The following is a 23,198-nucleotide window of genomic DNA, read 5'->3' on the forward strand; positions in this document are numbered from 1 at the left end:
GCCGCCGGTCAGTGGCTCGCCTCCGCCGCGGTGGCGGGCGGGAGCTCCGTCGCGACTCCGGGGTCCCCCGCGTCGGCCGTGTAGTCCTCGGGAGAGGTCTCGTCGACGCCCTCGGGGGCGTTGAACGCCCGCAGGGCGAAGGTGAGGACGACGGCCACGGCCACGTTCAGGACGAACGCCGTCAGGCCGAGGTAGCCGATCTCCCCGATGCCGGGGATCTCCTTCGAACTGCCCCCGAAGTGCTTCTGGGTCGGCGAGGCCACCCCGTAGGCGGCGATCGTGCCGTAGAGCATGCCGACGGCCCAGCCGCCCAGCAGCGCCCAGCGGTGGAACCAGCGGGTGAACAGCCCGCCGACCAGCGCCGGGAAGGTCTGCAGGATCCAGATGCCGCCGAGCAGCTGGAAGTTGATCGCGACGGTCTTGTCCATGGTGAGGACGAAGACCAGCGCGCCCACCTTCACCAGGAGCGAGACCAGCTTGGAGACCTGGGTCTCCTGCCGGGGGGTCGCGTCCGGCTTGATGAAGTCCTTGTAGATGTTGCGGGTGAAGAGGTTCGCGGCCGCGATCGACATGATGGCCGCCGGGACGAGCGCCCCGATGCCGATGGCCGCGAAGGCCACGCCCGCGAACCAGTCCGGGAACATGTTCTCGAAGAGCTGGGGGATGGCGAGCTGGCCGTTCTGCACCTTCACGCCGGCCGCGATCGCCATGAACCCGAGCAGGGCGAGCAGCCCCAGCATCAGCGAGTACAGCGGCAGGATCGTGGTGTTGCGGCGGATCACCTCGCGGCTGCGGCTGGACAGCGTCGCGGTGATCGAGTGCGGATACATGAACAGCGCCAGCGCCGAGCCGAGCGCGAGGGTGGCGTACGTCCACTGGCCCGCCTCGGCGGGGACGAGCCCGCCCGCGCCCGCGGCCGTGTACTTGTCGCTCGCCGCCTTGAAGATCTCGTCGAAGCCGCCCAGCTTGATCGGGATGTAGATGATGGCCACCGCGATCACGATGTAGATCAGGGTGTCCTTCACGAACGCGATCAGGGCGGGCGCCCGCAGGCCCGAGGAGTAGGTGTACGCGGCCAGCACGCCGAAGGCGATGAGGAGGGGCAGGTCCTTGACGAACCAGTTGGTGCTCTCGCCGCCGCCCACGCCCATCACGTCGAGGACGGCCTGGATGCCGACCAGTTGGAGCGCGATGTACGGCATGGTGGCCAGGATGCCGGTGACGGCCACGGCCAGGGAAAGGCTCTTGGAACCGTGGCGGCCGCGTACGAAGTCCGAGGTCGTCACGTAGCCGTGCTTGTGGGAGACCGACCACAGGCGGGGCAGGAACGTGAAGATCAGCGGGTAGACCAGGATCGTGTACGGCACGGCGAAGAAGCCGGCCGCGCCCGCCGCGTAGATCGCCGCGGGTACGGCGACGAAGGTGTACGCCGTGTAGAGGTCGCCGCCGAGCAGGAACCAGGTCACCCAGGTGCCGAAGGACCGGCCGCCCAGGCCCCACTCGTCGAGGCTGTGCTCGTTGTCGGCCCTGCGCCAGCGGGCGGCCAGGAAGCCCATGGCCGTGACGGCCACGAAGAAGAAGACGAAGACGCCGAGCGCGACGCCGTTCACACCGTCGTTCATGCTTCCGCACCTTCCTCGGTGGAGGCGCGTCCCCGGGCGGAGGCGCGGGTCCGCTGGTCGCGCTTCCACAGCTGGTGCGCGACCACGGTCAGCACCGTGGAGAGGAACACCCACATCATCTGGTACCAGTAGAAGAACGGGACGCCGATGAAGGCCGGGTCGGTCTTCGCGTAGGAACCGACCCACAGCATCGCCACGAAGGGCGCCAGCAGACAGAGGGCGATCACCACGCGGACCGGTGTCACCACCGGTGGTTTCACTTCGGGCAGGTCTGACATGGGTCGGCTCCGTCCCCTCATCGATCACCTGGGCAACAACGCGCAGGCAATCTAGGCGACGGTTCCGCTTTTAGGGAACACCTTTGCCCGGACGGCGGATGTGGAGGGTTCGTGCGGGCGAGTGCGGTGGTCCGGCGGGAGCGGAACTCCGTGACGGAACAAGCCTCCTGACGGCCCGTCGGCTGCCTTCCGCCGGCTTTCCGTCGTCTGCCCGCTGCCCGTCCACTGCCTTCCGCCACCCGCCCGCCGGCCCTCCGCCGGCCCCGGGTCTCAGTCCTGCGGGCGCTTGAGGCGGGCCACGAACTTGTAGCGGTCCCCCCGGTACACCGAGCGGACCCACTCCACCGGCTCGCCCTGCCGGTCGAGGGAGTGGCGGGAGAGCATCAGCATGGGCAGGCCCACGTCGGTGCCGAGCAGGCCGGCCTCGCGCGGGGTCGCCAGGGAGGTCTCGATGGTCTCCTCGGCCTCGGCGAGATGGACGTCGTACACCTCGGCCAGCGCGGTGTAGAGCGAGGTGTACTTGACCAGCGACCTGCGCAGGGCCGGGAAGCGCTTGGCGGAGAGGTGCGTCGTCTCGATGGCCATCGGTTCGCCGCTCGCGAGGCGCAGCCGCTCGATGCGCAGCACCCGGCCGCCGGCGGAGATGTCGAGCAGCCCGGCGAGGGCGTCGTCCGCCGTGATGTAGCCGATGTCCAGCAGCTGCGAGGTCGGTTCGAGACCCTGGGCGCGCATGTCCTCGGTGTACGAGGTCAGCTGGAGCGCCTGGGAGACCTTCGGCTTGGCGACGAAGGTGCCCTTGCCCTGGATGCGTTCGAGGCGGCCCTCGACGACCAGCTCCTGAAGGGCCTGGCGCACCGTGGTGCGCGAGGTGTCGAACTCGGCGGCGAGGGTCCGCTCGGGCGGTACGGGCGTACCGGGTGGCAGCGTCTCCGTCATCTCGAGGAGGTGCTTCTTGAGGCGGTAGTACTTGGGCACGCGCGCGGTACGGATGGGCACCCCACCCTCGTTGTCCGCACTGCTGACCTCGGTGCTCATGCTCTGCCTTCCCGGCTCCGGATGCCGAAGCGACCGACGTACCGTCGGCCACGGCTCACATCGTGGCACGGCTTGACGTGCGAGTGTCCCCCGCACGCTCCGTGATCCCCTCTATATACCGTCGGCGTACCCGTTGGTCTAGTCCATCGCGCGCACGGGGTCGCGCGGGCGGCCCCGGGAGTGGTCTGCCCGCGGGCGGTGAACGGGCCCGCTGTTTATGCCGCTTACCTACTTAAAGGTCCTTGCATATGTAGGTCCCATAACGGCCGTCTGGACGGGCTTACGCACCCTTGACACCCCCCTAGGTCTAGGCCAAGCTCCCGGTACTGGTCTACACCATTGGTCCAGTCCCGGCCCCACGGGCGGTACACGGCGTATGTCACCGCGGGGAGCAGGGGGGTTTGTGGCATCCCTGAGGAGGGTGGCGTGAAGCGCAAGCTGATAGCCGCGATCGGTATCGCGGGCATGATGTTCTCCATCGCGGCGTGCGGTGACAGTGACAAGTCCGGGGGGTCGGACAAGGGTGCGGACGCCAAGGAGCTGACGGTCTGGCTCACGGTCGACGCGCAGAACAACTGGCCCGAGCTGGTCAAGGCGGCCGACACGGCGATCAAGGCGAAGCACCCCGGCATCAAGATCAACCACGAGTACTACGGCTGGCCGGACAAGAACGCCAAGCTCGACGCCGTCCTCGCCACCGACAAGGCGCCCGACGTGGTCGAGATGGGCAACACCGAGATGCTCGGCTACATGGTCAAGGGCGCCTTCGCTCCCCTCGACACGGCCAAGTTCGAGGGCTCGGACGCCTGGCTGGACGGCCTCAAGGCCTCCGTCACCTACGAGGGCAAGACCTACGGCGTGCCGTACTACGCCGGTGGCCGCGTCGGCAACTGGCGCAAGGACCTCGCCGCCTCGGTCGGTGTGAAGACCCCGCCGAAGACCTACGCCGAGCTCACCTCCGCCCTGGACAAGATCCAGAAGAAGGAGGGCAAGAAGTTCAGCGCCTGGTACCAGCCCACGCGTGACTGGTACGCGGCCATGTCCTTCGTCTACGACGCCGGCGGCTCCATCGCGAAGGAGGAGGGCGGCCAGTGGAAGGCCAACCTCTCCTCGCCCGAGTCGGTCAAGGGCCTCACCGCGTTCAAGAACGTCGTCGACAAGTACATGCACGGCGACAAGACCAAGGACGAGTCCGACCGTTACATCGTCTACGGCCAGGGCAAGTCCGGCATGATCTTCGGCGCGGCCTGGGAGGGCGCGACCGCCGAGGACCCGAAGAGCGACAAGACCGGCAAGCTCAAGGGCAACCTCGAGAACTTCGTGATGCCCGGCCCGTCCGGCAAGAACCTCCCGGTCTTCCTGGGCGGCTCCGACCTCGCCGTCCCGGTGAAGTCGAAGGCGCAGACCGTCGCCGCCGAGTGGATCAACGCGTTCACCGGCGCCAAGGGCCAGAAGGGCCTGATGGGCAAGGGCAACCTGCCCAACAACAAGACGGACCTCGCCACCCTGAAGGACGACCCCGCGACGGTCGTCCCGGCCACCGCGGCCGAGTCCAACTGGTTCGTCCCGATGGCGCCGGGCTGGGGCCAGGTCGAGAAGGCCCAGGTCCTGCAGACCATGCTGCAGAGCATCGGCACCGGCAAGAAGTCGGTGGCGGACGCCGCGAAGGACGCGGACGCCGCGATCGACAAGGTCATCAACACCAAGTGACCTGAGAGCGGGGCCCCGCCGGTCCTCCTTCACGGAGGGGCGGGGCCCCGCCTCCCGCACGGCCGGGTCCGGGAGTCGCCTCCCGGACCGCCCGGCCGTGCGGGCCTTCGCTTTCGTACGACCTGAGGGACCGCTGAGGAGCGCGCGATGAGTGCCGCAGACACGACCACAACCGCCAAGGTGCCGCCACCGCGGCAGGCGCCGCCACCGGCCGTCCGCAAAGCGCCACGCGCGAAGCGGACCTCGAGCGCGGCGGCGGCCCCCTGGGCCCTGCTCGCCCCCTGTCTGCTGATCCTCGCCGTGGTCCTCGGCTATCCCCTGGTGCGCCTGGTCACGCTCTCCTTCCAGAAGTTCGGGCAGTCCCAGCTCTGGGGCTTCCAGCCGGCCGAGTCGGTCGGCTTCGACAACTTCTCCAAGGTGCTCGGGGACAGCGAGTTCTGGGCCGTGGTCGTCCGTACGATCCTCTTCGCCGGCGGGGCCGTCGTCTTCACGATGGTCATCGGCATGCTGATCGCGCTGCTCCTCCAGCGGGTCTCGGGCTGGGTGAAGACGCTCATCAACATCGTGCTGGTGGCCAGCTGGGGCATGCCGATCATCGTGGCCACCACGGTGTTCAAATGGCTCTTCGACTCCGACTACGGCGTCTTCAACGCGCTGCTCAGCAAGCTCCCCGGCGTCGACATGGTCGGCCACAACTGGTTCGCCAGCGGACCGCAGGGCCTGACCGTGATCATGCTCCTGGTCGTCTGGGGGGCGGTGCCGTTCGTCGTCATCACGCTCAGCGCCGGACTCACCCAGGTGCCCGCGGAGCTGGAGGAGGCCGCGCGGCTCGACGGCGCCGGCTCCTGGGGTGTCTTCCGCTACGTCACGCTGCCGATCCTCAAGCCGATCATCGTGATGCTCACGACCCTCTCCGTCATCTGGGACATGGGCGTCTTCCCGCAGGTGTTCGTCATGCGGGGCGGCCACCCCGAGGCCGAGTTCCAACTGCTCACCACGTACTCGTACGACCGCGCCTTCGTCGTCAACGACTACGCGCAGGGTTCGGCGATCGCCCTGCTGACCGTGCTGCTGCTCCTGGGCGTGGTCGCCGTGTACATGCGCCAGATGCTGAAGATCGGAGAGGTCGAATGAGCGCCGTCACCACGACCGGGCGTACGTCCGCCGCGGGGCGCGAGTCCTCCGGGCCCCGCAAGTCCAAGCTCGGCTGGAACCTGCTCGGTCTGTTCGTCTTCGTCACCGCGGGCTTCCCCGTGTACTGGATGTTCAACACGGCCTTCAAGCCGGCCAAGGACGCCATCGACTCGGATCCGAGCCTGTTCCCGACGGGGATCACGCTCGACAACTTCCGCCGCGCGCTGGACATCGCCGACTTCTGGGGTCCGGTGGGCCGCAGCCTGATCGTGTCGCTCTCGGTGGTCGTGATCGGCATCGCGGTGGGGATGCTGGCCGCGCTGGCCATCTCCCGCTTCGCCTTCCGCGGACGCAAGGTCGTGATCGTCGGCATCCTCGCGGTCCAGATGGTCCCGCTGGTCGCCATGATCATCCCGGTCTTCCTGCTGCTGAACGACCTCGGTCAGTACGACAGGCTCACCGGTCTGATCCTCACGTATCTGACCTTCATCCTCCCCTTCACGGTGTGGACGCTGCGCGGCTTCATCGTCAACATCCCGAAGGAGCTGGAGGAGGCGGCGATGGTCGACGGGTGCAGCCGCACCGGCGCCTTCATCCGCGTGGTCTTCCCGCTGCTGGCCCCCGGCATGGTCGCCACCTCCGTCTACGCCTTCATCCAGGCGTGGAACGAATACCTCTACGCCCTGATGCTGATGAGCCAGAAGAACCAGACCGCCACCGTGTGGCTCGGTAACTTCACCACCAAGCACGGCACCGAGTACGCCCCGATGATGGCCGGATCCACCATGATGGCCGTGCCGATCGTCGTCCTGTTCCTCCTCGTCCAGCGCAAGATGGCCGCGGGTCTGACCGCGGGCGCCGTGAAGGGATGACGCTCCCGATGACGACATTCGCCAGTGGCACCGACACGCTGACGCGCGACGCCCTGACGGTCCTGCAGCCCGGCTTCACCGGGACCACGGCCCCGGACTGGTTGCTGCGCCGCCTCGGTGAAGGCCTCGCCTCCGTCGGCCTGTTCGGCCGCAACATCGCCTCGCCCGGTCAACTCGCCGCCCTGACCGCACAGTTGCGTGTCGAGCGGGACGACGTCCTGGTCGCCATCGACGAGGAGGGCGGTGACGTCACCCGCCTGGAGGTGCGCACCGGCTCGTCCTTCCCGGGCAACCACGCGCTGGGCGCCGTCGACGACGTGGCGCTCACCGAGGCCGTCGCCCTCGAACTCGGCCGCCGGCTGGCCGCGTGCGGGGTGAACCTCAACTGGGCGCCGTCCGCCGACGTGAACTCCAACCCCGCCAACCCGGTCATCGGCGTACGGTCCTTCGGCGCCGACACCGATCTGGTGGCCCGGCACACGGCCGCCTACGTCACCGGGCTCCAGGCCGCCGGCGTCGCCGCCTGCACCAAGCACTTCCCGGGCCACGGGGACACCGCGGTGGACTCCCACCACGCGCTGCCCCGCATCGACGCGGACCTCTCAGTGCTCCAGACGCGCGAACTCGTCCCGTTCCGGGCCGCGATCGCCGCGGGCAGCCGTGCCGTGATGAGCGCGCACATCCTCGTCCCGGCCCTGGACCCGGACCGCCCGGCCACCCTCTCCCGCCGCGTCCTCACCGGCCTGCTGCGCGAGGAACTCGGCTACGACGGCCTCATCGTCACCGACGGCATGGAGATGCAGGCCATCTCCGCGACCTACGGCATCGAGCGGGGCAGCGTGCTGGCCATCGCGGCCGGCGCCGACGCCATCTGCGTCGGCGGCGGACTGGCGGACGACGAGACGGTGCGCCGCCTCCGTGACGCGCTGGTCTCCGCCGTCCGCGCCGGCGAACTCGCCGAGGAACGCCTCGCGGACGCGGCGGACCGGGTGCGGGCGCTGGCCGCGTGGACGGCCGAGGCCGCCAGGCGTTCCGAGGCCGCGGCGGCGTCCGTCGAGGAGCGGGCGGTCACCGGGACGGGGAACCGCGCCGTGGTGACCGGAGGGAGCCTCACGGTCCCCGGCCCGCACCACACGAATGGCTCAAACGGTTCGAACGCGTCGAACGGCGTGAGCGGATCGAACAGCCCCGCCGACTCGAACGCCTCGAACGTCTCGGGTGCCCCGAACCGTTCGATCACCCCGAACGCCTCGGGTGCCTCGAACGGTACGGGCGGTGCCGCCGAGGTCGGTCTGGTCGCCGCTCGGCGCGCGCTCACCGTGACCCGTTCGGCGGCGTACCTCCCGCCGGCCGAGGCGCCCTACGTGGCGGCGCTCACCCCGGTCGCGAACATCGCCGTCGGGGACGAGACCCCCTGGGGCGTGGCCGCGGAGCTGATGCGGCTGATCCCCGGCACCGGGACGGGCAGCTTCACCGGGGAGGACGCGGGCGCCGCGGCGCTCCTCGCGGCGGGCGGACGCCCGGTCGTCGCCGTCGTCCGCGACGAGCACCGCCATCCCTGGATGGCGACGGCCCTCGACACCCTGCTCGCCGCCCGCCCCGACACCGTCGTGGTCGAGATGGGCGTCCCGCAGTCGGCGCCCCGCGGCGCCCTGCACATCGCCACCCACGGCGCGGCACGGGTGTGCGGCAGGGCGGCGGCGGAGGTCATCGCGGCGGACGCCGTCACGGACCGGTAGACCCCGTTCCTCCGGACCGGACCGCAGGACACGGATGCCGGGCCCCCGGGGGAGGCCCGGCATCGGTGCGTCCACGGCGGCCGCGTCTCCCCGGCGTCCACGGGGACGTCGACCCGCGGGGGTACCTGGTTGCGTGTACGGGGTGCGGGTGTGCGGGGCCGGCCGACGGCCCGGGGTGCGGTGCGCGGAGGCGGGACCCGGCCCGCCGGGAGCGGGACAGGGCGCGGCTCGGACCGGCTCGGGGCCCGGCCCCGACCGGGTGAGTGCGGCCCGGACAGGCGGCCCGGACAGGCCGGGACCGGCGTCGCTCCGCCGGCCCCGGACCGGAGTGGCTCGGTCGGTCGGCCAGGTGTGGTGCGGAATCGCGTGGCCCGGCCGGCCTGGTCCGGCTGGTGTGGTGCGGCTCAGCGGGGCTCGGACCAGCGCGTCTCCGGACTGGCCCGGTCCGGAGCGGCGGGCGCGGGTGCGGCTGGGCCCGGTTCGGCCAGCTTGGCCCAGCGCGGAAGGGGACCGGCCCGGGGCTCGGGTTCCAGAGGCGGGCCGGAACTCGGCCCCGGGGCCTGGTCCGATTTCGGACGGGAGCCGGGGCCGACCCGTTCGGTCGATCGCGGTGGTGGGGGCCGGTGGCGTGCCACCGGCTTCGCCGTGGTCGGGCGGGGGCGGGGCTAGATGCCCTGCCACTCCGGCTTCGCCGCGAACGTGGCCCGGAAGTAGTCCGCGCGCTTCAGCTTGGACGCGGCGGCGTCGTCGACGACGACGGTCGCGTGCGGGTGCAGCTGCAGGGCCGACGCCGGGCAGACCGCGGCGACCGGCCCCTCGACCGTCGCCGCCACGGCGTCCGCCTTGCCCTCACCGGTCGCGAGGAGCACCAGGTGCCGCGCCTCCAGGATCGTGCCGATGCCCTGCGTGATGACGTGGTGCGGCACCTGCTCGATGTCGCCGTCGAAGAACCGCGCGTTGTCCACCCGGGTCTGCTCGGTCAGCGTCTTGATCCGGGTCCGCGAGGCGAGCGAGGAGCACGGTTCGTTGAACCCGATGTGGCCGTCCGTCCCGATCCCCAGCAGCTGGAGGTCCACCCCGCCGGCCGCCGCCAGCGCCCGGTCGTACGCCTCGCACGCCGCCTGGACGTCCGCCGCGGTGCCGTCGGGACCCATGAACGCCTCCATGCCGAGGCCCAGCGGCTCCAGCACCTCGCGCCGCAGCACGGAACGGTAGGACTCGGGATGGTCCGCCGGCAGCCCCACGTACTCGTCGAGCTGCGCGATGCGCGCGCCGGAGGCGTCCACGGCACCGGAACCCGCACGAGCCGTCAACGCCTCGTACACGGGCAGCGGCGTCGAGCCGGTGGCCACGCCGAGCACGGCGTCGGGCTTGCGCCTGAGCAGTTCCGCCATGGCCTCGGCGATCAGCTCGCCACCCGCCTTGGCGTCCGGGACGATGACAACTTCCACGCTGGGCCTGCCGATCTGGAGAGAGGACTCAGGGGACTCAACGGGCATCCGAAGAGGACGCGTGTGGTATAGACCAATCTAGCAGAGCGTCACCCTTCCGTCGCCCCGATGTGTCATGGCGCGCCTCCATTGCACAACCGCGGGGAACGGCCCGCGCGTCCGTGGACGATCCCGGACGCGCTCATCCGGTGACTCCGCCCGTTCACGAACCGAAGCGGGATAGTCTGACGGGCGCTTCTGGTGTTGGATAAGCGGACAAGAATCGCCGTCCGCGGGCGCGCGGACACATGGACGCAGGAGCATGGTCTAGTCCACAATGTCTTGAGAAACTGAACAAACCTCCGCCTTCCCCGCACAGGAAGGCGGACCGAGGAACCGGCGCTCTCTGCCCTGACTGCTCCGGCTCCTCTCCTCGGCCGACCGGGACCGCACACCCCACGGCCGATGTTGCTCCGGGCTGCGGTGCCGGGAGGGTCGAGGGTCCCTCCCAGGCGCCGCGGCCCGCGGGTGTCTTTGGGGCCGCGCGGCCTTCGTGAGGGCCTCGCGGGGGCGGCCGATTTCGGGACCTGTCGGATCCGCCGGGTACGCTCGCACTCGTGCCCTCCATGAACGACCTCGTACGCCAGCACACCGCTCTCGGTGACTCCGATCTCGAGTGGCTGCATCTGCTGGTCTCGGAGTGGCAGTTGCTCTCCGACCTCTCCTTCGCCGACCTCGTGCTGTGGGTGCCCACGCGCGACGGCACCCGCTACGTCTCGGTCGCCCAGATGCGCCCCAACACGGGACCGACCTCGTACCAGGACGACATGGTCGGCCACCTCGTCCCGCGCGGGCGCCGCCCGCTGCTGGACGCGGCGCTCGACGAGGGCCGGATCGTGCGCGAGGGCGATCCCGAGTGGCGCGAGGAGGTCCCGGTCCGGGTCGAGTCCATTCCCGTACGACGCGAGGGCCGCGTCCTCGGTGTCATCGCCCGCAACACCAACCTGCTCACGGTGCGCACCCCGAGCCGCCTCGAACTGACGTATCTGCAGAGTGCCTCCGACCTCGCGCAGATGATCGCGGCGGGCACCTTCCCGTTCCCCGACCAGCAGGTCGACATGGACGCCTCGCCGCGGGTCGGCGACGGACTGATCCGCCTGGACGCGGACGGCATCGTCCAGTACGCCTCGCCGAACGCGCTCTCGGCGTACCACCGCATCGGCCTGGCCTCCGACCTGGTGGGTCACAACCTCGGCACCACCACCGCCGAACTCGCCCCGTCCCGGGGCCCGGTGGACGAGGCCCTGTCGAAGGTGGCCAGCGGCTGGGCACCCCGCGAGTTCGAGATCGAGAGCGCCGACGGCGTGATCCAGCTCCGGGCGATCCCGCTCAAGCCCAAGGGCACCCGCGTCGGTTCCCTGGTCCTGCTCCGCGACGTCACCGAACTGCGTCGTCGCGAGCGCGAGTTGATCACCAAGGACGCCACCATCCGGGAGATCCACCACCGGGTGAAGAACAACCTCCAGACGGTGGCCGCCCTGCTGCGACTCCAGGCCCGCCGCATCGACTCCGACAAGGGCCGGGAGGCCCTGGAGGAAGCCGTGCGCCGGGTCGGTTCGATCGCGATCGTGCACGAGACGCTCTCCCAGAACCTGGACGAGCGGGTGGAGTTCGACGAGATCGCCGACCGGGTGCTCGCCATGGTCGCGGAGATCTCGCCCGGCAAGGTCACGGGCCGGCGCACCGGACGCTTCGGCATCCTGGACGCCGAGGTCGCGACCCCGCTCTCCATGGTCCTCACCGAGATCCTCCAGAACGCGCTGGAGCACGGATTCCGCGAGGGCGACCGGGGCACCGTCGAGGTCTCCGCGGTGCGCGGCGGGACCTCCAAGGACGCCCGGCTGCTCGTCACCGTCCAGGACGACGGGGTCGGACTGCCCGAGGGCTTCGACCCGCACCGCTCGGGGAACCTCGGCCTGCAGATCGTACGGACACTGGTGGAGGGCGAGTTGGGCGGCACCTTCGACATGGTGGCCGCCCCGGAGCGCGGCACCCGGGTGATCCTGGACATTCCGGTGCTCGTGCCCAAGTGACCGGCCCGGCCGTGGCCCGCACAAGTGGCCGGTCGGCAGGGGCGGTCGAGGCCTTGAAGGGTCGTCACTCACGGTGACCGGCGTCGGGACGTGAGGGGCGACGGGTGCCGGACACCGTGAGTGACGAAACCCGCAGCGGACAGCAATGAGCCCCGGACCACCAGGTGGTCCGGGGCTGAAAGCTCGTTGCATCAAGCGCATCGGGGTACTGCGCGCTGCGGCTCGGGGGCGGGAGTTGCGTACTCGCTGTACGCGCCGCCAACCTCAGGCTCGTGCGGGGTGGAACGTCAGGCGGTGGCCTGACGAGCCCTGTTGCGGGCGGCGCGGCGCTTCATTGCGCGACGCTCATCCTCGCTGAGACCACCCCAGACGCCGGAGTCCTGGCCGGACTCGAGCGCCCACTGCAGGCACTGCTCCATGACGGGGCAGCGGCGGCAGACGGCCTTGGCTTCCTCGATCTGCAGCAGCGCAGGACCGGTGTTGCCGATAGGGAAGAAGAGCTCGGGGTCTTCTTCGCGGCAAACGGCGTTGTGACGCCAGTCCATGGCTGCTACCTCTCCTTGGTATTACATGCACGTTGCTTGTGAATGTGAACGCTTTCACGAATCCCTCAACAAGTGAAGGGCCGACAACCAGACGGACTGGTGTGGTCCTTTGAAGTGAGGAGGGGTTCCGGTGCTCTGTGGGGCCGATGTTGCGGGCCGTCCCAAGCGCCACGTAGAGACTCGCAAACCTCGGCGGCGGATACAACCCCTTCTGAAAAGTTTTTTTTGATTCCTCGGTGTCGACTAGGTCACAGCCGTACTTCCATGGGGTGGACCCTGGTCTAAACGTTCGAGTGAAAGGAGTTTGGGGTCTTCCGCTCACACAATCACACGCAGTGCACGGCGTACGCCTGTGAACGTCACGCTAGTGCGCAGTCCCAGGTGGTCGCCGTCCATCTGAAGGGGTAGTGGAACCTTCGAATGCAAGGTGAAGTCCGTCAGGTCGTGCAGGGATACGGCGTGCTTGCCCTGGGGGCCACGTTCGGGGGACGAAGTGAGCAACTGCGTGGCATACCGGGCGACCGAGGCCGTCGACATGCGACTGAGGGCGAGTACGTCGAGTCCGGTATCGAACGAGGCCTTAGGTGTCGCGTACACCGGACGATTGCCGAGAAACGTCCACGGCGTGGTGTTGCAGATGATGGACAGGACCAGATCGGTGACCGGGTCCGCGCCGGGGCGCTCCAGGGTGATCGTTCCGTGCCGGCGGTGAGGATCGTCCAAAAACTGGCGTACCACTTGGCGGAGATACAGCGCATGGGTGGAGCGTCGGCCGCGCTCGCGCTGCTGTTCGACCCGGCCCACCACCCCGGCGTCGAAGCCGAGGCCGGCGCAGAAGGTGAACCAGCGGGAGGGCACGGCCTCGTCCTCGGTGCCCGGGGTGCCCGCGGCGAGACCCAGGCCCACCGTGCGCTCGCGCTCCTCGCGCAGTGCGTCCAGCAGGGCGCCGGTCGCCTCGACGGCGTCGTTCGGCAGGCCGAGGGCGCGGGCGAAGACGTTGGTGGATCCGCCGGGGACGACGGCGAGACGGGGGAGGCGGTCCGGGTCGGGGCCCCGGTGGAGAAGACCGTTCACGACCTCGTTGACCGTGCCGTCCCCGCCGAGGGCCACGACCAGGTCTATGTCCTCGCCGTCCGCGGCCTGCCGTCCGAGGTCCCGGGCGTGCCCGCGGTACTCGGTGGTGACCGCCTCCAGCTTCATCTCACTGGCCAGTGCGTGGATCAGGACGTCACGCGTCCGCGCACTTGTGGTGGTTGCTGCCGGATTGACCACGAGAAGTGCACGCATGCGTTGCAGCGTACCTAGTGGGTGATGGCGGGCCCAGACCGAGGTAGGGATCCAGTAAGAGACCAGGGGGTGGGCCGGGGTGCGGCGACGCGTCGGTACGAGGCCCCGTGACCTCGCGGTACCGGGCCCCGGGGCCTTCGGCGGTCCGGGGCCGACGGCTACTCTTCAGGAGTGAGCCGTGTGCAGAATCCCACTCCCGACGCCCCCCTCGACGAACCCCGCCCCGGGCGGCTGACCGCCGCCGCGGCACTGGCCGCGCTGGAGGGCACCGCTCTCGTGGCGGGCGGCGTCTGCGTCCTCGTGCTCGGCCTCACCGGCGACCCGGACAGCCGGCGCCAGGCCGTCACCGGCGGCGTCACGCTGATCGTGCTCGCGCTGCTGCCGCTCCTGGCCGCGCGCGGACTGCTGCTGCGCCGCGGCTGGAGCCGGGGCCCGGCCCTCATCACCCAGATCATGGCGCTGCCCGTCGCCTACACCCTGCTCCAGGCCGACAGCGTGGCGATCCCCGCGGGCATCGCCCTCGCGGCCGTCGCGGTGGCTTCCCTGGTGCTGCTGCTGAACCCGGCGACGACCCGGGCCCTCGGCATCCGAGGGCCCGGCGGAGACGTGGAGAACCAGAAGTAGGCCGGGCCCGGAGGCGGGTCGGCCCGTAAGGGGGCTCACTCCTCGACGAGGAGCTTCTCCCGCAGCTGGGCCAGGGTGCGGGCCAGCAGCCGGGAGACGTGCATCTGGGAGATGCCGACCTCCTGGGCGATCTGCGACTGGGTCATGTTGCCGAAGAAGCGAAGGAGCAGGATCCGCTTCTCGCGGGGCGGCAGGTCCTCCAGGAGCGGCTTCAGGGACTCCCGGTACTCGACGCCCTCCAGCGCCTCGTCCTCGGCGCCCAGGGTGTCCGCGACCGCCGGGGACTCGTCGTCCGTGTCGGGGACGTCCAGGGACAGCGTGGAGTACGCGTTCGCGGACTCCAGGCCCTCCAGGACCTCCTCCTCCGAGATGGCCAGCTTCTCGGCCAGCTCGTGGACCGTCGGGGAGCGGCCGTGCAGCTGGGAGAGCTCCGCGGTCGCCGTGGTCAGCGCGAGCCGCAGCTCCTGGAGGCGGCGCGGGACGCGCACCGCCCAGCCCTTGTCGCGGAAGTGCCGCTTGATCTCGCCGACCACCGTCGGGGTCGCGTACGTCGAGAACTCGACCCCGCGCTCCGGATCGAACCGGTCGACCGACTTGATCAGCCCGATCGTCGCGACCTGGGTGAGATCGTCCAGTGGCTCACCGCGGTTGCGGAACCGGCGCGCGAGGTGCTCGACGAGCGGCAGGTGCATGCGGACCAGCTGGTTGCGCAGCTCTGCGTACTCGGCACTGCCGTCCTGCATCTTGCGCAGCTCGATGAACATCGCCCGTGCCCCGCTGCGGTCGTGCGGGTCGTGCCGGATCGGCTGGGCGCTGGGCCCGTGCTGGATCGGCTGGGCGCTCGGCCCGTGCTGCGCGCCCTGCACGCTCTGCTCCGCGTTTCGCTCGTGCTCGCTCATAGTCCCGCCCGTCACCATTCCCCGAGCTCGCGGCTCTTCCCCCGTGTCTTCTGCCGCGCTCGGACCGGGGGGACCTCCCCGGACGGGCGAGACCCCCGGCCGCGCCGCGGCTGCCGAGGCGAAGCCGTTCTCCGGATGCGGCCGGGCCTGCTCGGGGATGCCGTCGACGCCGTCCGTCGTGTGCCGAGGCCCGCCGGGGCCGTCGGCGCGCTCCGCGGGAGGCTCCCGTGTGCCACGCTCTTCGTCCCGCACCGGCCCGTCCCCGTTCCTCACGCCGGCCCGGGTCCCGCGCCGCGTTGTTTGTAGAGGCTGATCGAAACGGTCTTGTCCTCGGCGACGACGGAATCGACCTTGCCCGCGAGGGCCGACAGCACGGTCCACGCGAACGTGTCACGTGACGGAGCGTGACCGTCGGTGGTCGGCGCCGAGACCGTGACCTCCAGTGAGTCGTCGATCAGCCGGAAGACACAACTGAGCACCGAACCGGGGACGGCCTGCTGCAGCAGGATCGCGCAGGCCTCGTCCACCGCGATGCGCAGATCCTCGATCTCGTCGAGGGTGAAGTCCAAACGGGCTGCCAGCCCGGCCGTGGCCGTGCGCAGTACCGACAGGTAGGCACCCGCGGCCGGCAGCCGGACTTCCACGAAGTCCTTCGTCGCGGGCTCGCCTGCGATCTGGGACACCCTCACCTCCATGGTGGTACAAGCTCATTCGAGCTTTCTCGGGGTCCGAGGGTCGCCCCCCGGGGTAACGCGCTACGTCGTTCAGCGGTGACGCTACCGCGCTCCCGACTTTCCTGTCCTGGGGACCCCGCCCCTTGCTGTCACTCATGGTAAGCCTACGAGTACGGACAGTGGCTAGGGGTCTGCGGCCCCAAATAGGAAGAGCGGGCGCCGGGTTGACGTACCCAGGCGTCAGACGGTCGAACCGTCCGGATCGCGAGTCACGCGCGTACGTGATCCACGGCTCAGACGAGTACGTGGTCCACGAAGCACCAACGCCAGTTCTCCCCCGGCTCGAACGTGCGCATGATCGGATGTCCGGTGTCGTTGTGGTGCTCCGTCGCGTGCCGCAGCGGTGAGGAGTCGCAACAGGCCAGGTGTCCGCACTCCAGGCAGAGCCGGAGCTGCACCGGGTGGGTCCCCGCGGCCACGCACTCCAGACAGGTCTCGCTCCGGGGCTCCGGATCGGGCTGCGGCAGCGCGTCGGTGTGCGTGCACTGTTTCATGATTGCCAGGTTACGTCGGGCGTGCGGGATTGCCGCGCGAAAAAGAGGGCGGGCGGAAGACGATGGACGTGTTGCCACTGCTGTTGCTGGTCGCGGGGAGCGCGGCGGTCGCCGGCGCCGCCCGCCGCACCCCGGTCCCGGCACCCTTGCTGATCGTCGCCGTGGCCCTGCTGGTCTCGTACATCCCCGGGGTGCCGACGTACGAACTCGACCCCGACGTCGTCCTCCCGCTGGTGCTGCCCCCGCTGCTGTACACGGCGGCCACCGACAGTTCCTACCTCGACCTGAGGGCCCAGCTGAGGCCCGTCGCTCTCCTGTCGGTGGGGTACGTCCTCTTCGCGACCCTCGTCGTCGGCTGGGTCGCCTATCTGCTCGTGCCGGGCCTGCCGCTGCCCGCGGCCCTGGTCCTCGGCGCGGTGGTGGCGCCGCCCGACGCGGTGGCCGCGACGGCGGTGGCGCGCCGCGTGGGACTGCCGTCACGGATCACCACGATCCTGCAGGGCGAGTCCCTGGTGAACGACGCGACCGCGATCACCGCCTACAAGGTGGCTCTCGCCGCGGCGGTCGGCGAGGGCGCGACCTGGGCGGGCGGCGTCCGCGAGTTCCTGCTCGCGGCGGTCGGCGGGGTGGTCGTCGGGCTGGTGCTGATGATCCCCATCCACTGGCTGCGCACCCACATGAACGAAGCGCTCCTGCAGAACACCCTCTCCCTGCTGATCCCCTTCGTCGCCTACGGCGTCGCCGAGCAGTTCCACGCCTCCGGCGTGCTCGCGGTGGTCGTCGTCGCGCTCTACCTCGGACACCGCTCCTGGGAGGTGGACTTCGCGACCCGGCTCCAGGAGGAGGCGGTGTGGAAGATGGTCGCGTTCGTCCTGGAGTCCGCGGTGTTCGCGCTGATCGGGCTCCAGCTCCCGGTCGTCCTCAAGGGCCTCGGCGCCTACGAGGGGACGAGCGCCGCCTGGTACGCGGTCGTCCTCTTCCTGGTCGTCGTCGCGGCCCGCTTCCTGTGGGTGTACCCCGCCACCTTCCTGCCCCGGATCCTCTCGGCGCGCATCCGTGAACGGGAGGACAACCCCACCTGGAAGGCGCCGTTCGTCATCGGCTGGGCCGGCATGCGCGGCGTCGTCTCGCTCGCCATCGCCTTCTCCATCCCGCTGACCCTGCACGGCGGCGAAGCCTTCCCGGACCGCAACCTGATCCTCTTCCTGACCTTCACCACCGTCATCGGCACCCTGGTCGTCCAAGGCCTGACCCTGCCCCCGCTCATCCGGCTGCTGAAACTGCCGGGACGTGACACCCAGGCCGAGACGCTCGCCGAGGCCAACGCCCAGGCGCAGGCCTCCCGCGCCGCCGAGCAGCGGCTGGAGGACCTTCTCGGCGACGAGCGCAACGCCCTGCCCCCGCCGCTCGCCGAGCGTCTGCGCACGGTCCTGGAGCGCCGCCGCAACGCCGTCTGGGAACGGCTCGGCGCGGTCAACCCGGTCACCGGCGAGACCGTCGACGACACCTACCGCCGTCTCTCCCGGGAGATGATCAGCGCCGAGCGCGAGGTCTTCGTCAAGCTGCGCGACCACCGCTACATCGACGACGAGATGTTGCGCACCCTGCTGCGCCGCCTGGACCTGGAGGAGGCGGCGGCCTACCGGGAGGCGGCCTGAGGCCCGGTCCGCGAGACGGGGAACGGCGCTCCGGTGATCACCGCGGCCACCGTCGTACCGGGCGGGAACGCGCCCTCCTCGGCGAGGGTGACAAGTCCGTACAGCATCTTGGCGACATAGAGACGTTCGACGGGCAGCCCGTGCCGCTGCTCGAAGTCCTCGGCGAAGGCGTCGAGTTCCGGAGTGGTGCGGGCGTATCCGCCGAAGTGGAAGCGGTCGTCCAGGGACCAGTTCCCGCGCCGCGTCCCGAAGGCGGCGATCTGGAGGGCCGTCGTGTCGGCCTCGAGGAAGTCGCCCCTGAGCACCGGGACGCCGAGGGCGCGCTGGCCGGGGGAGAGGCCCGCGGCCAGGCCCGCGAGGGTGCCGCCGGTACCGCAGGCGAGGGCGGCCACGTCGATGCCGTCGTGGTCGCGCAGCTCCTCGCCGAGGGCCCGGCAGCCGCGTACGGCGAGGGAGTTGCTGCCACCCTCGGGCACCACGAATCCGTCCTCGGTGTCCGTCGACCGCAGGATGTGGGCCAGTGTCCCCGGGTCCGCCTTGAGCCGATAGGTCGACCTGTCGACGAAGTGCAGGCGCATGCCGTCGGCCGCGCAGCGGGCGAGGGAGGGGTTCAGGGGGCGCTCGGCCAGTTCCTGTCCGCGGACCACGCCGAGCGTCGGCAGGCCCAGCAGGCGGCCGGCGGCGGCCGTGGCGCGCAGATGGTTCGAGTACGCCCCGCCGAAGGTGACCAGGGTGCGTCCGGCCGCCGCTTCGAGGTTCGGCGTCAGCTTGCGCCACTTGTTCCCGATCAGATCCGGGTGGATCAGGTCGTCCCGCTTCAGCAGCAGCCGGACGCCGTGGCGCGCGAAACGCCCGTCCGCGGCCTCCCGCAGCGGCGACGGAAGCCGTGGCCCGGGGCCGAGCGCGCCGGGGCCGGTCGGATCGAGCGCGCCGGGGGCGGGGGCGGGATCCGGGGCGTCGGGGCTGGTCACCCACCCATTGTCGGACATCCGTCCGACCGTTCGCCTTCGGAGGGGGCCCCAGGGGTGGGCTCCGGGGACCGGCTCCGGAGAACGGTCTCGGGGCCCGCGCTCCGGACGGACGGTCCCCGGTTCGGCTCCGGGGACCGGCCCCGCGGTTCAGCCCGGGGCCTCGCCGCTCACTTCAGCAGTTCGCGGACGCGCCCCCGCAGGAAGCCCATCGTGAATCCCCTCGGGTCCACCTTCCCCGGCTGCCATTCCAGGTGGCCGATGACCGAGCGTTCCGACCAGCCGTGGTGCCGGCAGATCGCGGCGGAGACCTTGGCCATCGCGTCCAGCTGGACCTCGGGCCACGGGTCCTTGCCGTCGCCGAGGTTCTCGCACTCGAAGCCGTAGAAGTGACGGTTGCCGTCGGTGTTCGCCTCGTTGTCGTGCGGGAGCGCCTTCTCGGCGATCACCGCGCGCAGCACGTCGTCGTCGCCGAGGCCCGCGTGGTTGGCCCGGCCGTATCCGACCAGGTGGAGGATGCCGTCCTTGGTGATGACACCGTGGCACAGCGGCCCGGGCAGGTCCCCGTGGCCCTCGCGGCAGATCCCGACCGTGCGCTCGGCGCCCGAGGTCACCGTGTGGTGGATCATCACCCCGTGCACCGGCCCCCACGGGCCCTTGTGATTGCGGTTGTGGTGCCTCCAGTCGCCGACCTCGACGACGTGGACGCCTTCCTCCCTGATCCGGTCCAGGAAGCTGCCCGCGGACATGGGCGAGGCCATGGCCGCCTCCTTCGCGCTGCGCGGCGGCCACCTTTCGCGGCCGTCTCGTATCGCAGCTTGTATCTCCGACCGGGCCGCCGGACCCACCCGTTCGCACGGCGAGCGAGCAGATCCGGACAGACCATCAGGAAGTGGTCGAGATCGGTCGCAAGTGGTCGGGGTCGGAGAGAGGTGACCTCGCGGGGGAGGTCGAGGGGAGGTCGAGAGGGGAGCGGAGGCGAGGCGAGGGGCGATCGGCCGACGAAAACTCCCTCTCTGCCCAAGTCTGGAGTGATCCATTCCCCCTCATTCGTGTAATAGCACCAGCACGCTCCGTGATGGAAGGCTTGCTCCCGAAGATCAGTGCACGACCGAGAGGGCAATTTTCATGTCGGTAGGCGAAGAGGTCCGCGCGGAGCAGAACCGCCCGCAACAGAGTCTCGGCACATCAGCCGCGCGGAACCTGGCCACCACCACGAAGTCCGCGCCACAGATGCAGGAGATCAGCTCACGGTGGCTGCTGCGCACGCTGCCGTGGGTGAACGTGCAGGGTGGCACGTACCGCGTGAACCGGCGGCTCAGCTACTCCGTGGGCGACGGACGCGTGACGTTCGTCAAGACCGGCGACCGCGTCCAGGTGATCCCCGCGGAGCTCGGTGAACTGTCCGTACTGCGGTCGTACGAGGACCTGGAGGTGCTGGGCGAACTCGCCCAGCGCTGCCAGCAGCGGGAGTTCTCCCCGGGTGACGTGCTGGCGTCGTTCGGCAGCCAGGCCGACGAGGTGTTCCTGCTCGCGCACGGCAAGGTCGAGAAGATCGGCACCGGCCCCTACGGGGACGACGCGGTGCTCGGTGTCCTCGCCGACGGCGCCTATTTCGGCGAGCCGGCGCTCATCGACCCGGAGGCCATCTGGGAGTACACGGCCCGCGCGGTGACGGCGGTCACCGTGCTCGCGCTGCCCCGCCGGGACCTCGAACAGGTGGCTGAGCGCTCCGAGTCCCTGAACGCCCATCTCCAGCAACTGCGCGCGATCCCCTCGCAGCGCACCAACAAGTACGGCGAGAAGGAGATCGACCTCGCGGCCGGCCACACCGGTGAGCAGGACATCCCGGGCACCTTCGTGGACTACGAGGCCGCCCCGCGCGAGTACGAACTGAGCATCGCCCAGACCGTCCTGCGCCTGCACACGCGCGTGGCCGACCTCTACAACCAGCCGATGAACCAGACCGAGCAGCAGTTGCGGCTCACCGTCGAGGCGCTGAAGGAGCGCCAGGAGCACGAGCTCGTCAACAACCGCGAGTTCGGCCTGCTCAACAACTGTGAGTACGACCAGCGGCTCCAGCCGCACGACGGTGTGCCGAGCCCGGACGACATGGACGAACTGCTCAGCCGTCGGCGCGGCACCAAGCTGTTCCTCGCCCACCCGCGCGCGATCTCCGCTTTCGGCCGCGAACTGAACAAGCGCGGACTCGTGCCCGAGACCATCGAGATGGGCGGCAACCGCATCCCGACCTGGCGCGGGGTGCCGATCTTCCCGTGCAACAAGATCCCGGTCAGCGACGCCCGCACGACCTCGATCATCGCCATGCGTACCGGAGAGGCCGAGCAGGGAGTGGTCGGGCTCCAGCAGGCAGGTATCCCGGACGAGATCGAGCCGAGCCTGTCGGTGCGCTTCATGGGCATCAACGAGCAGGCGATCATCTCCTACCTGGTGACGGCGTACTACTCGGCCGCCGTGCTCGTCCCGGACGCCCTCGGCATCCTGGAGAACGTCGAGATCGGCCGCTGGCGGTGACGATCCGCGCAGCGGAGCCCCTCGTGTTCCCGCCCGCCGGAGCGGGTCCACGACGGGGGCGCGCGTCCGTCCGCCGACCGTCCCGCGCGATCGCGCGGGTGACCTCATGACGATGCGGACGCGGCAGGGGTCGGCCGGAATCCCGAACAGACGGCGCCCGGCCGGGGCGCCGGTCAGGCAGGCTCCCGGCGGGAGGTCCATGGACGGACAGGGCGTGCCGCAACCGCGAGAGGCGCAGGAGGCCGCGGGCATCCTGGAGCGGGCCCGCGCGTCCGTCGACCCGGAACTGCGCGGAGCCATCGACTCGTTGCCGGGCTCGATGCGCAAGGTCGCGCTGTACCACTTCGGGTGGGAGCAGGCGGACGGCACCCCGGCGGCGGGGAACGCCGGCAAGGCCGTCCGGCCCGCACTCGTGCTGACCGCGGTCCAGGCGCTCGGCGGGCAGCAGGCGACGGCCGTACGGGCGGCCGCCGCGGTCGAGCTGATCCACAACTTCACCCTGCTGCACGACGACGTGATGGACCGGGACACCACCCGCAGACACCGTCCCACCGCGTGGACCGTGTTCGGCGACGCCGACGCGATCCTCGCCGGGGACGCCCTGCAGGCACTGGCCCAGCGGATGCTCGCCGAGGACCCGCATCCCGCGTCCTCGGCGTCCGCCGCGCGGCTCGCGGGCTGCGTCGTAGAACTGTGCGCCGGACAGCACACGGACACGGCCATGGAACGGCTCGGCCCCGGCGAGGTCACCCTCGACGCGTGCCTCGCCATGGCCGAGGCCAAGACCGGTGCCCTGATCGGCAGCGCCTGTGCCATCGGGGGCCTGTACGCGGGGGCGGACACCGAGGACGTCGACGCGCTCGACGCGTTCGGCCGGGAAGCCGGGCTCGCCTTCCAGCTGATCGACGACGTCATCGGCATCTGGGGGGACCCGGGCCGGACCGGCAAACCGGCCGGGGCCGACCTCGTGGCCCGCAAGAAGTCGCTGCCCGTGGTCGCCGCGCTGACCTCGGGGACCCCGGCGGCGGCGGAACTGGCCGAGCTGTACGCGGCGCCCTACAGGGAGGGGGAGCTGGAACGCACGGTGCTCGCCGTCGAACGGGCGGGCGGGCGCGACTGGGCGCAGGTCCAGGCGGCCGACCGGATGTCCCGGGCGATGCACGAACTGTCCCGGGCGGTCCCCGACCCCGAAGCGGCGGGCGGCCTTCTCGCCCTCGCCGAGTTCGTCACCCGACGCGACAACTGACCGGCGCGGGCCGGTCGAAGGACCTGGAGCCGGACACCGCCACGGCACCTGACATCCGTCCGGTGCCCGGCTCCGGAGGGGCCTCGCACATCCCCACGGCGTGCGGGGCCCCGCACCCGGGAACACCCCGGCGTCCGCCATCCGGCCACCACGGCCGCGAAGCCCGGCCGGCCGGGCGGTCCGGAAACACGCCCGAACGCGTTCACACGGACCCGAGTCGATCACCATGGACCCGAGCCGGTCACCCCGGTCCGGCAGACCGCAGACCGCAGGCGGCGGAGCCGGGAGCCGGCAC

The 23,198-nt window shown here is 70.6% G+C and carries 20 protein-coding genes; 9 read left to right on the top strand and 11 right to left on the bottom strand.

Annotated features, from left to right (window positions below):
* Positions 1-8 precede the first annotated feature (8 nt).
* From mctP to ACFYW7_RS22965, 3 genes are all read right to left on the bottom strand, one after another.
* A complete protein-coding gene (gene mctP, locus ACFYW7_RS22955; RefSeq protein WP_389505195.1) occupies positions 9-1,622 on the bottom strand; it encodes a monocarboxylate uptake permease MctP in 1,614 nt (537 codons plus the stop codon).
* Entirely contained in the window at positions 1,619-1,900 is a 282-nt protein-coding gene (locus ACFYW7_RS22960) for a DUF3311 domain-containing protein (RefSeq protein WP_389505197.1), read from the bottom strand. Before ACFYW7_RS22960 ends, mctP begins: the two co-directional genes overlap by 4 nt.
* A 270-nt stretch (positions 1,901-2,170) precedes the next feature.
* Positions 2,171-2,935: a GntR family transcriptional regulator gene (locus ACFYW7_RS22965; protein ID WP_389505199.1), complete on the bottom strand. Its 765-nt coding sequence runs from the start codon at positions 2,933-2,935 to the stop codon at positions 2,171-2,173.
* 426 nt (positions 2,936-3,361) lie between these two features.
* Between ACFYW7_RS22965 and ACFYW7_RS22970 the strand changes: the two genes are divergently transcribed.
* From ACFYW7_RS22970 to ACFYW7_RS22985, 4 genes are all read left to right on the top strand, one after another.
* Positions 3,362-4,645 (top strand): extracellular solute-binding protein, encoded by a 1,284-nt coding sequence (locus tag ACFYW7_RS22970; protein WP_389505202.1) that lies wholly within the window; start codon positions 3,362-3,364, stop codon positions 4,643-4,645.
* A gap of 147 nt (positions 4,646-4,792) precedes the next feature.
* A complete protein-coding gene (locus ACFYW7_RS22975; protein ID WP_389505204.1) occupies positions 4,793-5,779 on the top strand; it encodes a carbohydrate ABC transporter permease in 987 nt (328 codons plus the stop codon).
* Positions 5,776-6,651, top strand: a complete 876-nt coding sequence (locus tag ACFYW7_RS22980; protein ID WP_389505206.1) for a carbohydrate ABC transporter permease — start codon at positions 5,776-5,778, stop codon at positions 6,649-6,651. The genes ACFYW7_RS22975 and ACFYW7_RS22980 overlap by 4 nt, the downstream gene beginning before the upstream one ends.
* A gap of 8 nt (positions 6,652-6,659) precedes the next feature.
* A complete protein-coding gene (locus tag ACFYW7_RS22985; RefSeq protein ID WP_389505208.1) occupies positions 6,660-8,390 on the top strand; it encodes a glycoside hydrolase family 3 protein in 1,731 nt (576 codons plus the stop codon).
* Positions 8,391-9,055: 665 nt separating this feature from the next.
* On the opposite strand, the gene nagB is transcribed toward ACFYW7_RS22985, so the two are convergent.
* Positions 9,056-9,841, bottom strand: coding sequence for a glucosamine-6-phosphate deaminase (gene nagB / locus ACFYW7_RS22990; RefSeq protein WP_389505210.1), 786 nt, complete (start codon positions 9,839-9,841; stop codon positions 9,056-9,058).
* Positions 9,842-10,437: 596 nt separating this feature from the next.
* Here nagB and ACFYW7_RS22995 point away from each other — a divergent pair.
* Entirely contained in the window at positions 10,438-11,913 is a 1,476-nt protein-coding gene (locus tag ACFYW7_RS22995) for a sensor histidine kinase (protein ID WP_389505212.1), read from the top strand.
* Between the two features lie 287 nt (positions 11,914-12,200).
* Here the strand turns inward: ACFYW7_RS22995 and ACFYW7_RS23000 are convergent, their stop codons facing one another.
* Together ACFYW7_RS23000 and ACFYW7_RS23005 are read right to left on the bottom strand one after the other, a co-directional pair.
* Positions 12,201-12,458: a WhiB family transcriptional regulator gene (locus tag ACFYW7_RS23000; RefSeq protein ID WP_006380970.1), complete on the bottom strand. Its 258-nt coding sequence runs from the start codon at positions 12,456-12,458 to the stop codon at positions 12,201-12,203.
* Positions 12,459-12,776: 318 nt separating this feature from the next.
* Positions 12,777-13,745 (bottom strand): diacylglycerol/lipid kinase family protein, encoded by a 969-nt coding sequence (locus ACFYW7_RS23005; RefSeq protein WP_389505214.1) that lies wholly within the window; start codon positions 13,743-13,745, stop codon positions 12,777-12,779.
* 171 nt (positions 13,746-13,916) lie between these two features.
* On the opposite strand from ACFYW7_RS23005, the gene ACFYW7_RS23010 reads away from it, so the two are divergent.
* The gene (locus ACFYW7_RS23010) at positions 13,917-14,369 is read left to right on the top strand and encodes a hypothetical protein (protein ID WP_389505216.1); all 453 of its coding nucleotides are present in this window, start codon (positions 13,917-13,919) and stop codon (positions 14,367-14,369) included.
* Between the two features lie 35 nt (positions 14,370-14,404).
* Here ACFYW7_RS23010 and ACFYW7_RS23015 read toward each other — a convergent pair whose 3' ends face one another.
* From ACFYW7_RS23015 to ACFYW7_RS23025, 3 genes are all read right to left on the bottom strand, one after another.
* Positions 14,405-15,541, bottom strand: coding sequence for an RNA polymerase sigma factor SigF (locus ACFYW7_RS23015; RefSeq protein ID WP_389505218.1), 1,137 nt, complete (start codon positions 15,539-15,541; stop codon positions 14,405-14,407).
* Positions 15,538-15,951: an anti-sigma regulatory factor gene (locus ACFYW7_RS23020; protein WP_389505220.1), complete on the bottom strand. Its 414-nt coding sequence runs from the start codon at positions 15,949-15,951 to the stop codon at positions 15,538-15,540. Before ACFYW7_RS23020 ends, ACFYW7_RS23015 begins: the two co-directional genes overlap by 4 nt.
* Before the next feature lie 284 nt (positions 15,952-16,235).
* A complete protein-coding gene (locus ACFYW7_RS23025) occupies positions 16,236-16,496 on the bottom strand; it encodes a UBP-type zinc finger domain-containing protein (protein ID WP_389505222.1) in 261 nt (86 codons plus the stop codon).
* A 62-nt stretch (positions 16,497-16,558) separates the two neighbouring features.
* Between ACFYW7_RS23025 and ACFYW7_RS23030 the strand changes: the two genes are divergently transcribed.
* On the top strand, positions 16,559-18,154 hold the full coding sequence (locus ACFYW7_RS23030) for a Na+/H+ antiporter (protein WP_389505224.1): 1,596 nt from the start codon (positions 16,559-16,561) through the stop codon (positions 18,152-18,154).
* Here the strand turns inward: ACFYW7_RS23030 and ACFYW7_RS23035 are convergent.
* The gene (locus ACFYW7_RS23035; protein WP_389505226.1) at positions 18,136-19,143 is read right to left on the bottom strand and encodes a 1-aminocyclopropane-1-carboxylate deaminase/D-cysteine desulfhydrase; all 1,008 of its coding nucleotides are present in this window, start codon (positions 19,141-19,143) and stop codon (positions 18,136-18,138) included. The two genes, ACFYW7_RS23030 and ACFYW7_RS23035, sit on opposite strands and share 19 nt — an antisense overlap.
* Positions 19,144-19,292: 149 nt before the next feature.
* The gene (locus tag ACFYW7_RS23040; protein ID WP_389505228.1) at positions 19,293-19,883 is read right to left on the bottom strand and encodes an N-acetylmuramoyl-L-alanine amidase; all 591 of its coding nucleotides are present in this window, start codon (positions 19,881-19,883) and stop codon (positions 19,293-19,295) included.
* A gap of 367 nt (positions 19,884-20,250) precedes the next feature.
* Between ACFYW7_RS23040 and ACFYW7_RS23045 the strand changes: the two genes are divergently transcribed.
* Both ACFYW7_RS23045 and ACFYW7_RS23050 read left to right on the top strand, forming a co-directional pair.
* Positions 20,251-21,657 (top strand): family 2B encapsulin nanocompartment shell protein, encoded by a 1,407-nt coding sequence (locus ACFYW7_RS23045; RefSeq protein ID WP_389505230.1) that lies wholly within the window; start codon positions 20,251-20,253, stop codon positions 21,655-21,657.
* 199 nt (positions 21,658-21,856) lie between these two features.
* Positions 21,857-22,903 (top strand): family 2 encapsulin nanocompartment cargo protein polyprenyl transferase, encoded by a 1,047-nt coding sequence (locus ACFYW7_RS23050; protein ID WP_389505232.1) that lies wholly within the window; start codon positions 21,857-21,859, stop codon positions 22,901-22,903.
* The last annotated feature ends 295 nt before the right edge of the window (positions 22,904-23,198 follow it).

The organism is Streptomyces sp. NPDC002580 (genome assembly GCF_042889485.1).
GTDB lineage: Bacteria > Actinomycetota > Actinomycetes > Streptomycetales > Streptomycetaceae > Streptomyces.

What these genes read in the sequence shown, in the direction of transcription:
- ACFYW7_RS23040 (WP_389505228.1), bottom strand. Translation starts at nt 19,883, where the DNA reads ATGGCCTCGCCCATGTCCGCGGGCAGCTTCCTGGACCGGATCAGGGAG.
- ACFYW7_RS22980 (WP_389505206.1), top strand. Translation starts at nt 5,776, where the DNA reads ATGAGCGCCGTCACCACGACCGGGCGTACGTCCGCCGCGGGGCGCGAG.
- ACFYW7_RS23000 (WP_006380970.1), bottom strand. Translation starts at nt 12,458, where the DNA reads ATGGACTGGCGTCACAACGCCGTTTGCCGCGAAGAAGACCCCGAGCTC.
- ACFYW7_RS23035 (WP_389505226.1), bottom strand. Translation starts at nt 19,143, where the DNA reads ATGTCCGACAATGGGTGGGTGACCAGCCCCGACGCCCCGGATCCCGCC.
- ACFYW7_RS23005 (WP_389505214.1), bottom strand. Translation starts at nt 13,745, where the DNA reads ATGCGTGCACTTCTCGTGGTCAATCCGGCAGCAACCACCACAAGTGCG.
- ACFYW7_RS22965 (WP_389505199.1), bottom strand. Translation starts at nt 2,935, where the DNA reads ATGAGCACCGAGGTCAGCAGTGCGGACAACGAGGGTGGGGTGCCCATC.
- mctP (WP_389505195.1), bottom strand. Translation starts at nt 1,622, where the DNA reads ATGAACGACGGTGTGAACGGCGTCGCGCTCGGCGTCTTCGTCTTCTTC.
- ACFYW7_RS22985 (WP_389505208.1), top strand. Translation starts at nt 6,660, where the DNA reads ATGACGACATTCGCCAGTGGCACCGACACGCTGACGCGCGACGCCCTG.
- ACFYW7_RS23050 (WP_389505232.1), top strand. Translation starts at nt 21,857, where the DNA reads ATGGACGGACAGGGCGTGCCGCAACCGCGAGAGGCGCAGGAGGCCGCG.
- ACFYW7_RS22975 (WP_389505204.1), top strand. Translation starts at nt 4,793, where the DNA reads ATGAGTGCCGCAGACACGACCACAACCGCCAAGGTGCCGCCACCGCGG.
- ACFYW7_RS23025 (WP_389505222.1), bottom strand. Translation starts at nt 16,496, where the DNA reads ATGAAACAGTGCACGCACACCGACGCGCTGCCGCAGCCCGATCCGGAG.
- ACFYW7_RS23045 (WP_389505230.1), top strand. Translation starts at nt 20,251, where the DNA reads ATGTCGGTAGGCGAAGAGGTCCGCGCGGAGCAGAACCGCCCGCAACAG.
- ACFYW7_RS23030 (WP_389505224.1), top strand. Translation starts at nt 16,559, where the DNA reads ATGGACGTGTTGCCACTGCTGTTGCTGGTCGCGGGGAGCGCGGCGGTC.
- ACFYW7_RS22960 (WP_389505197.1), bottom strand. Translation starts at nt 1,900, where the DNA reads ATGTCAGACCTGCCCGAAGTGAAACCACCGGTGGTGACACCGGTCCGC.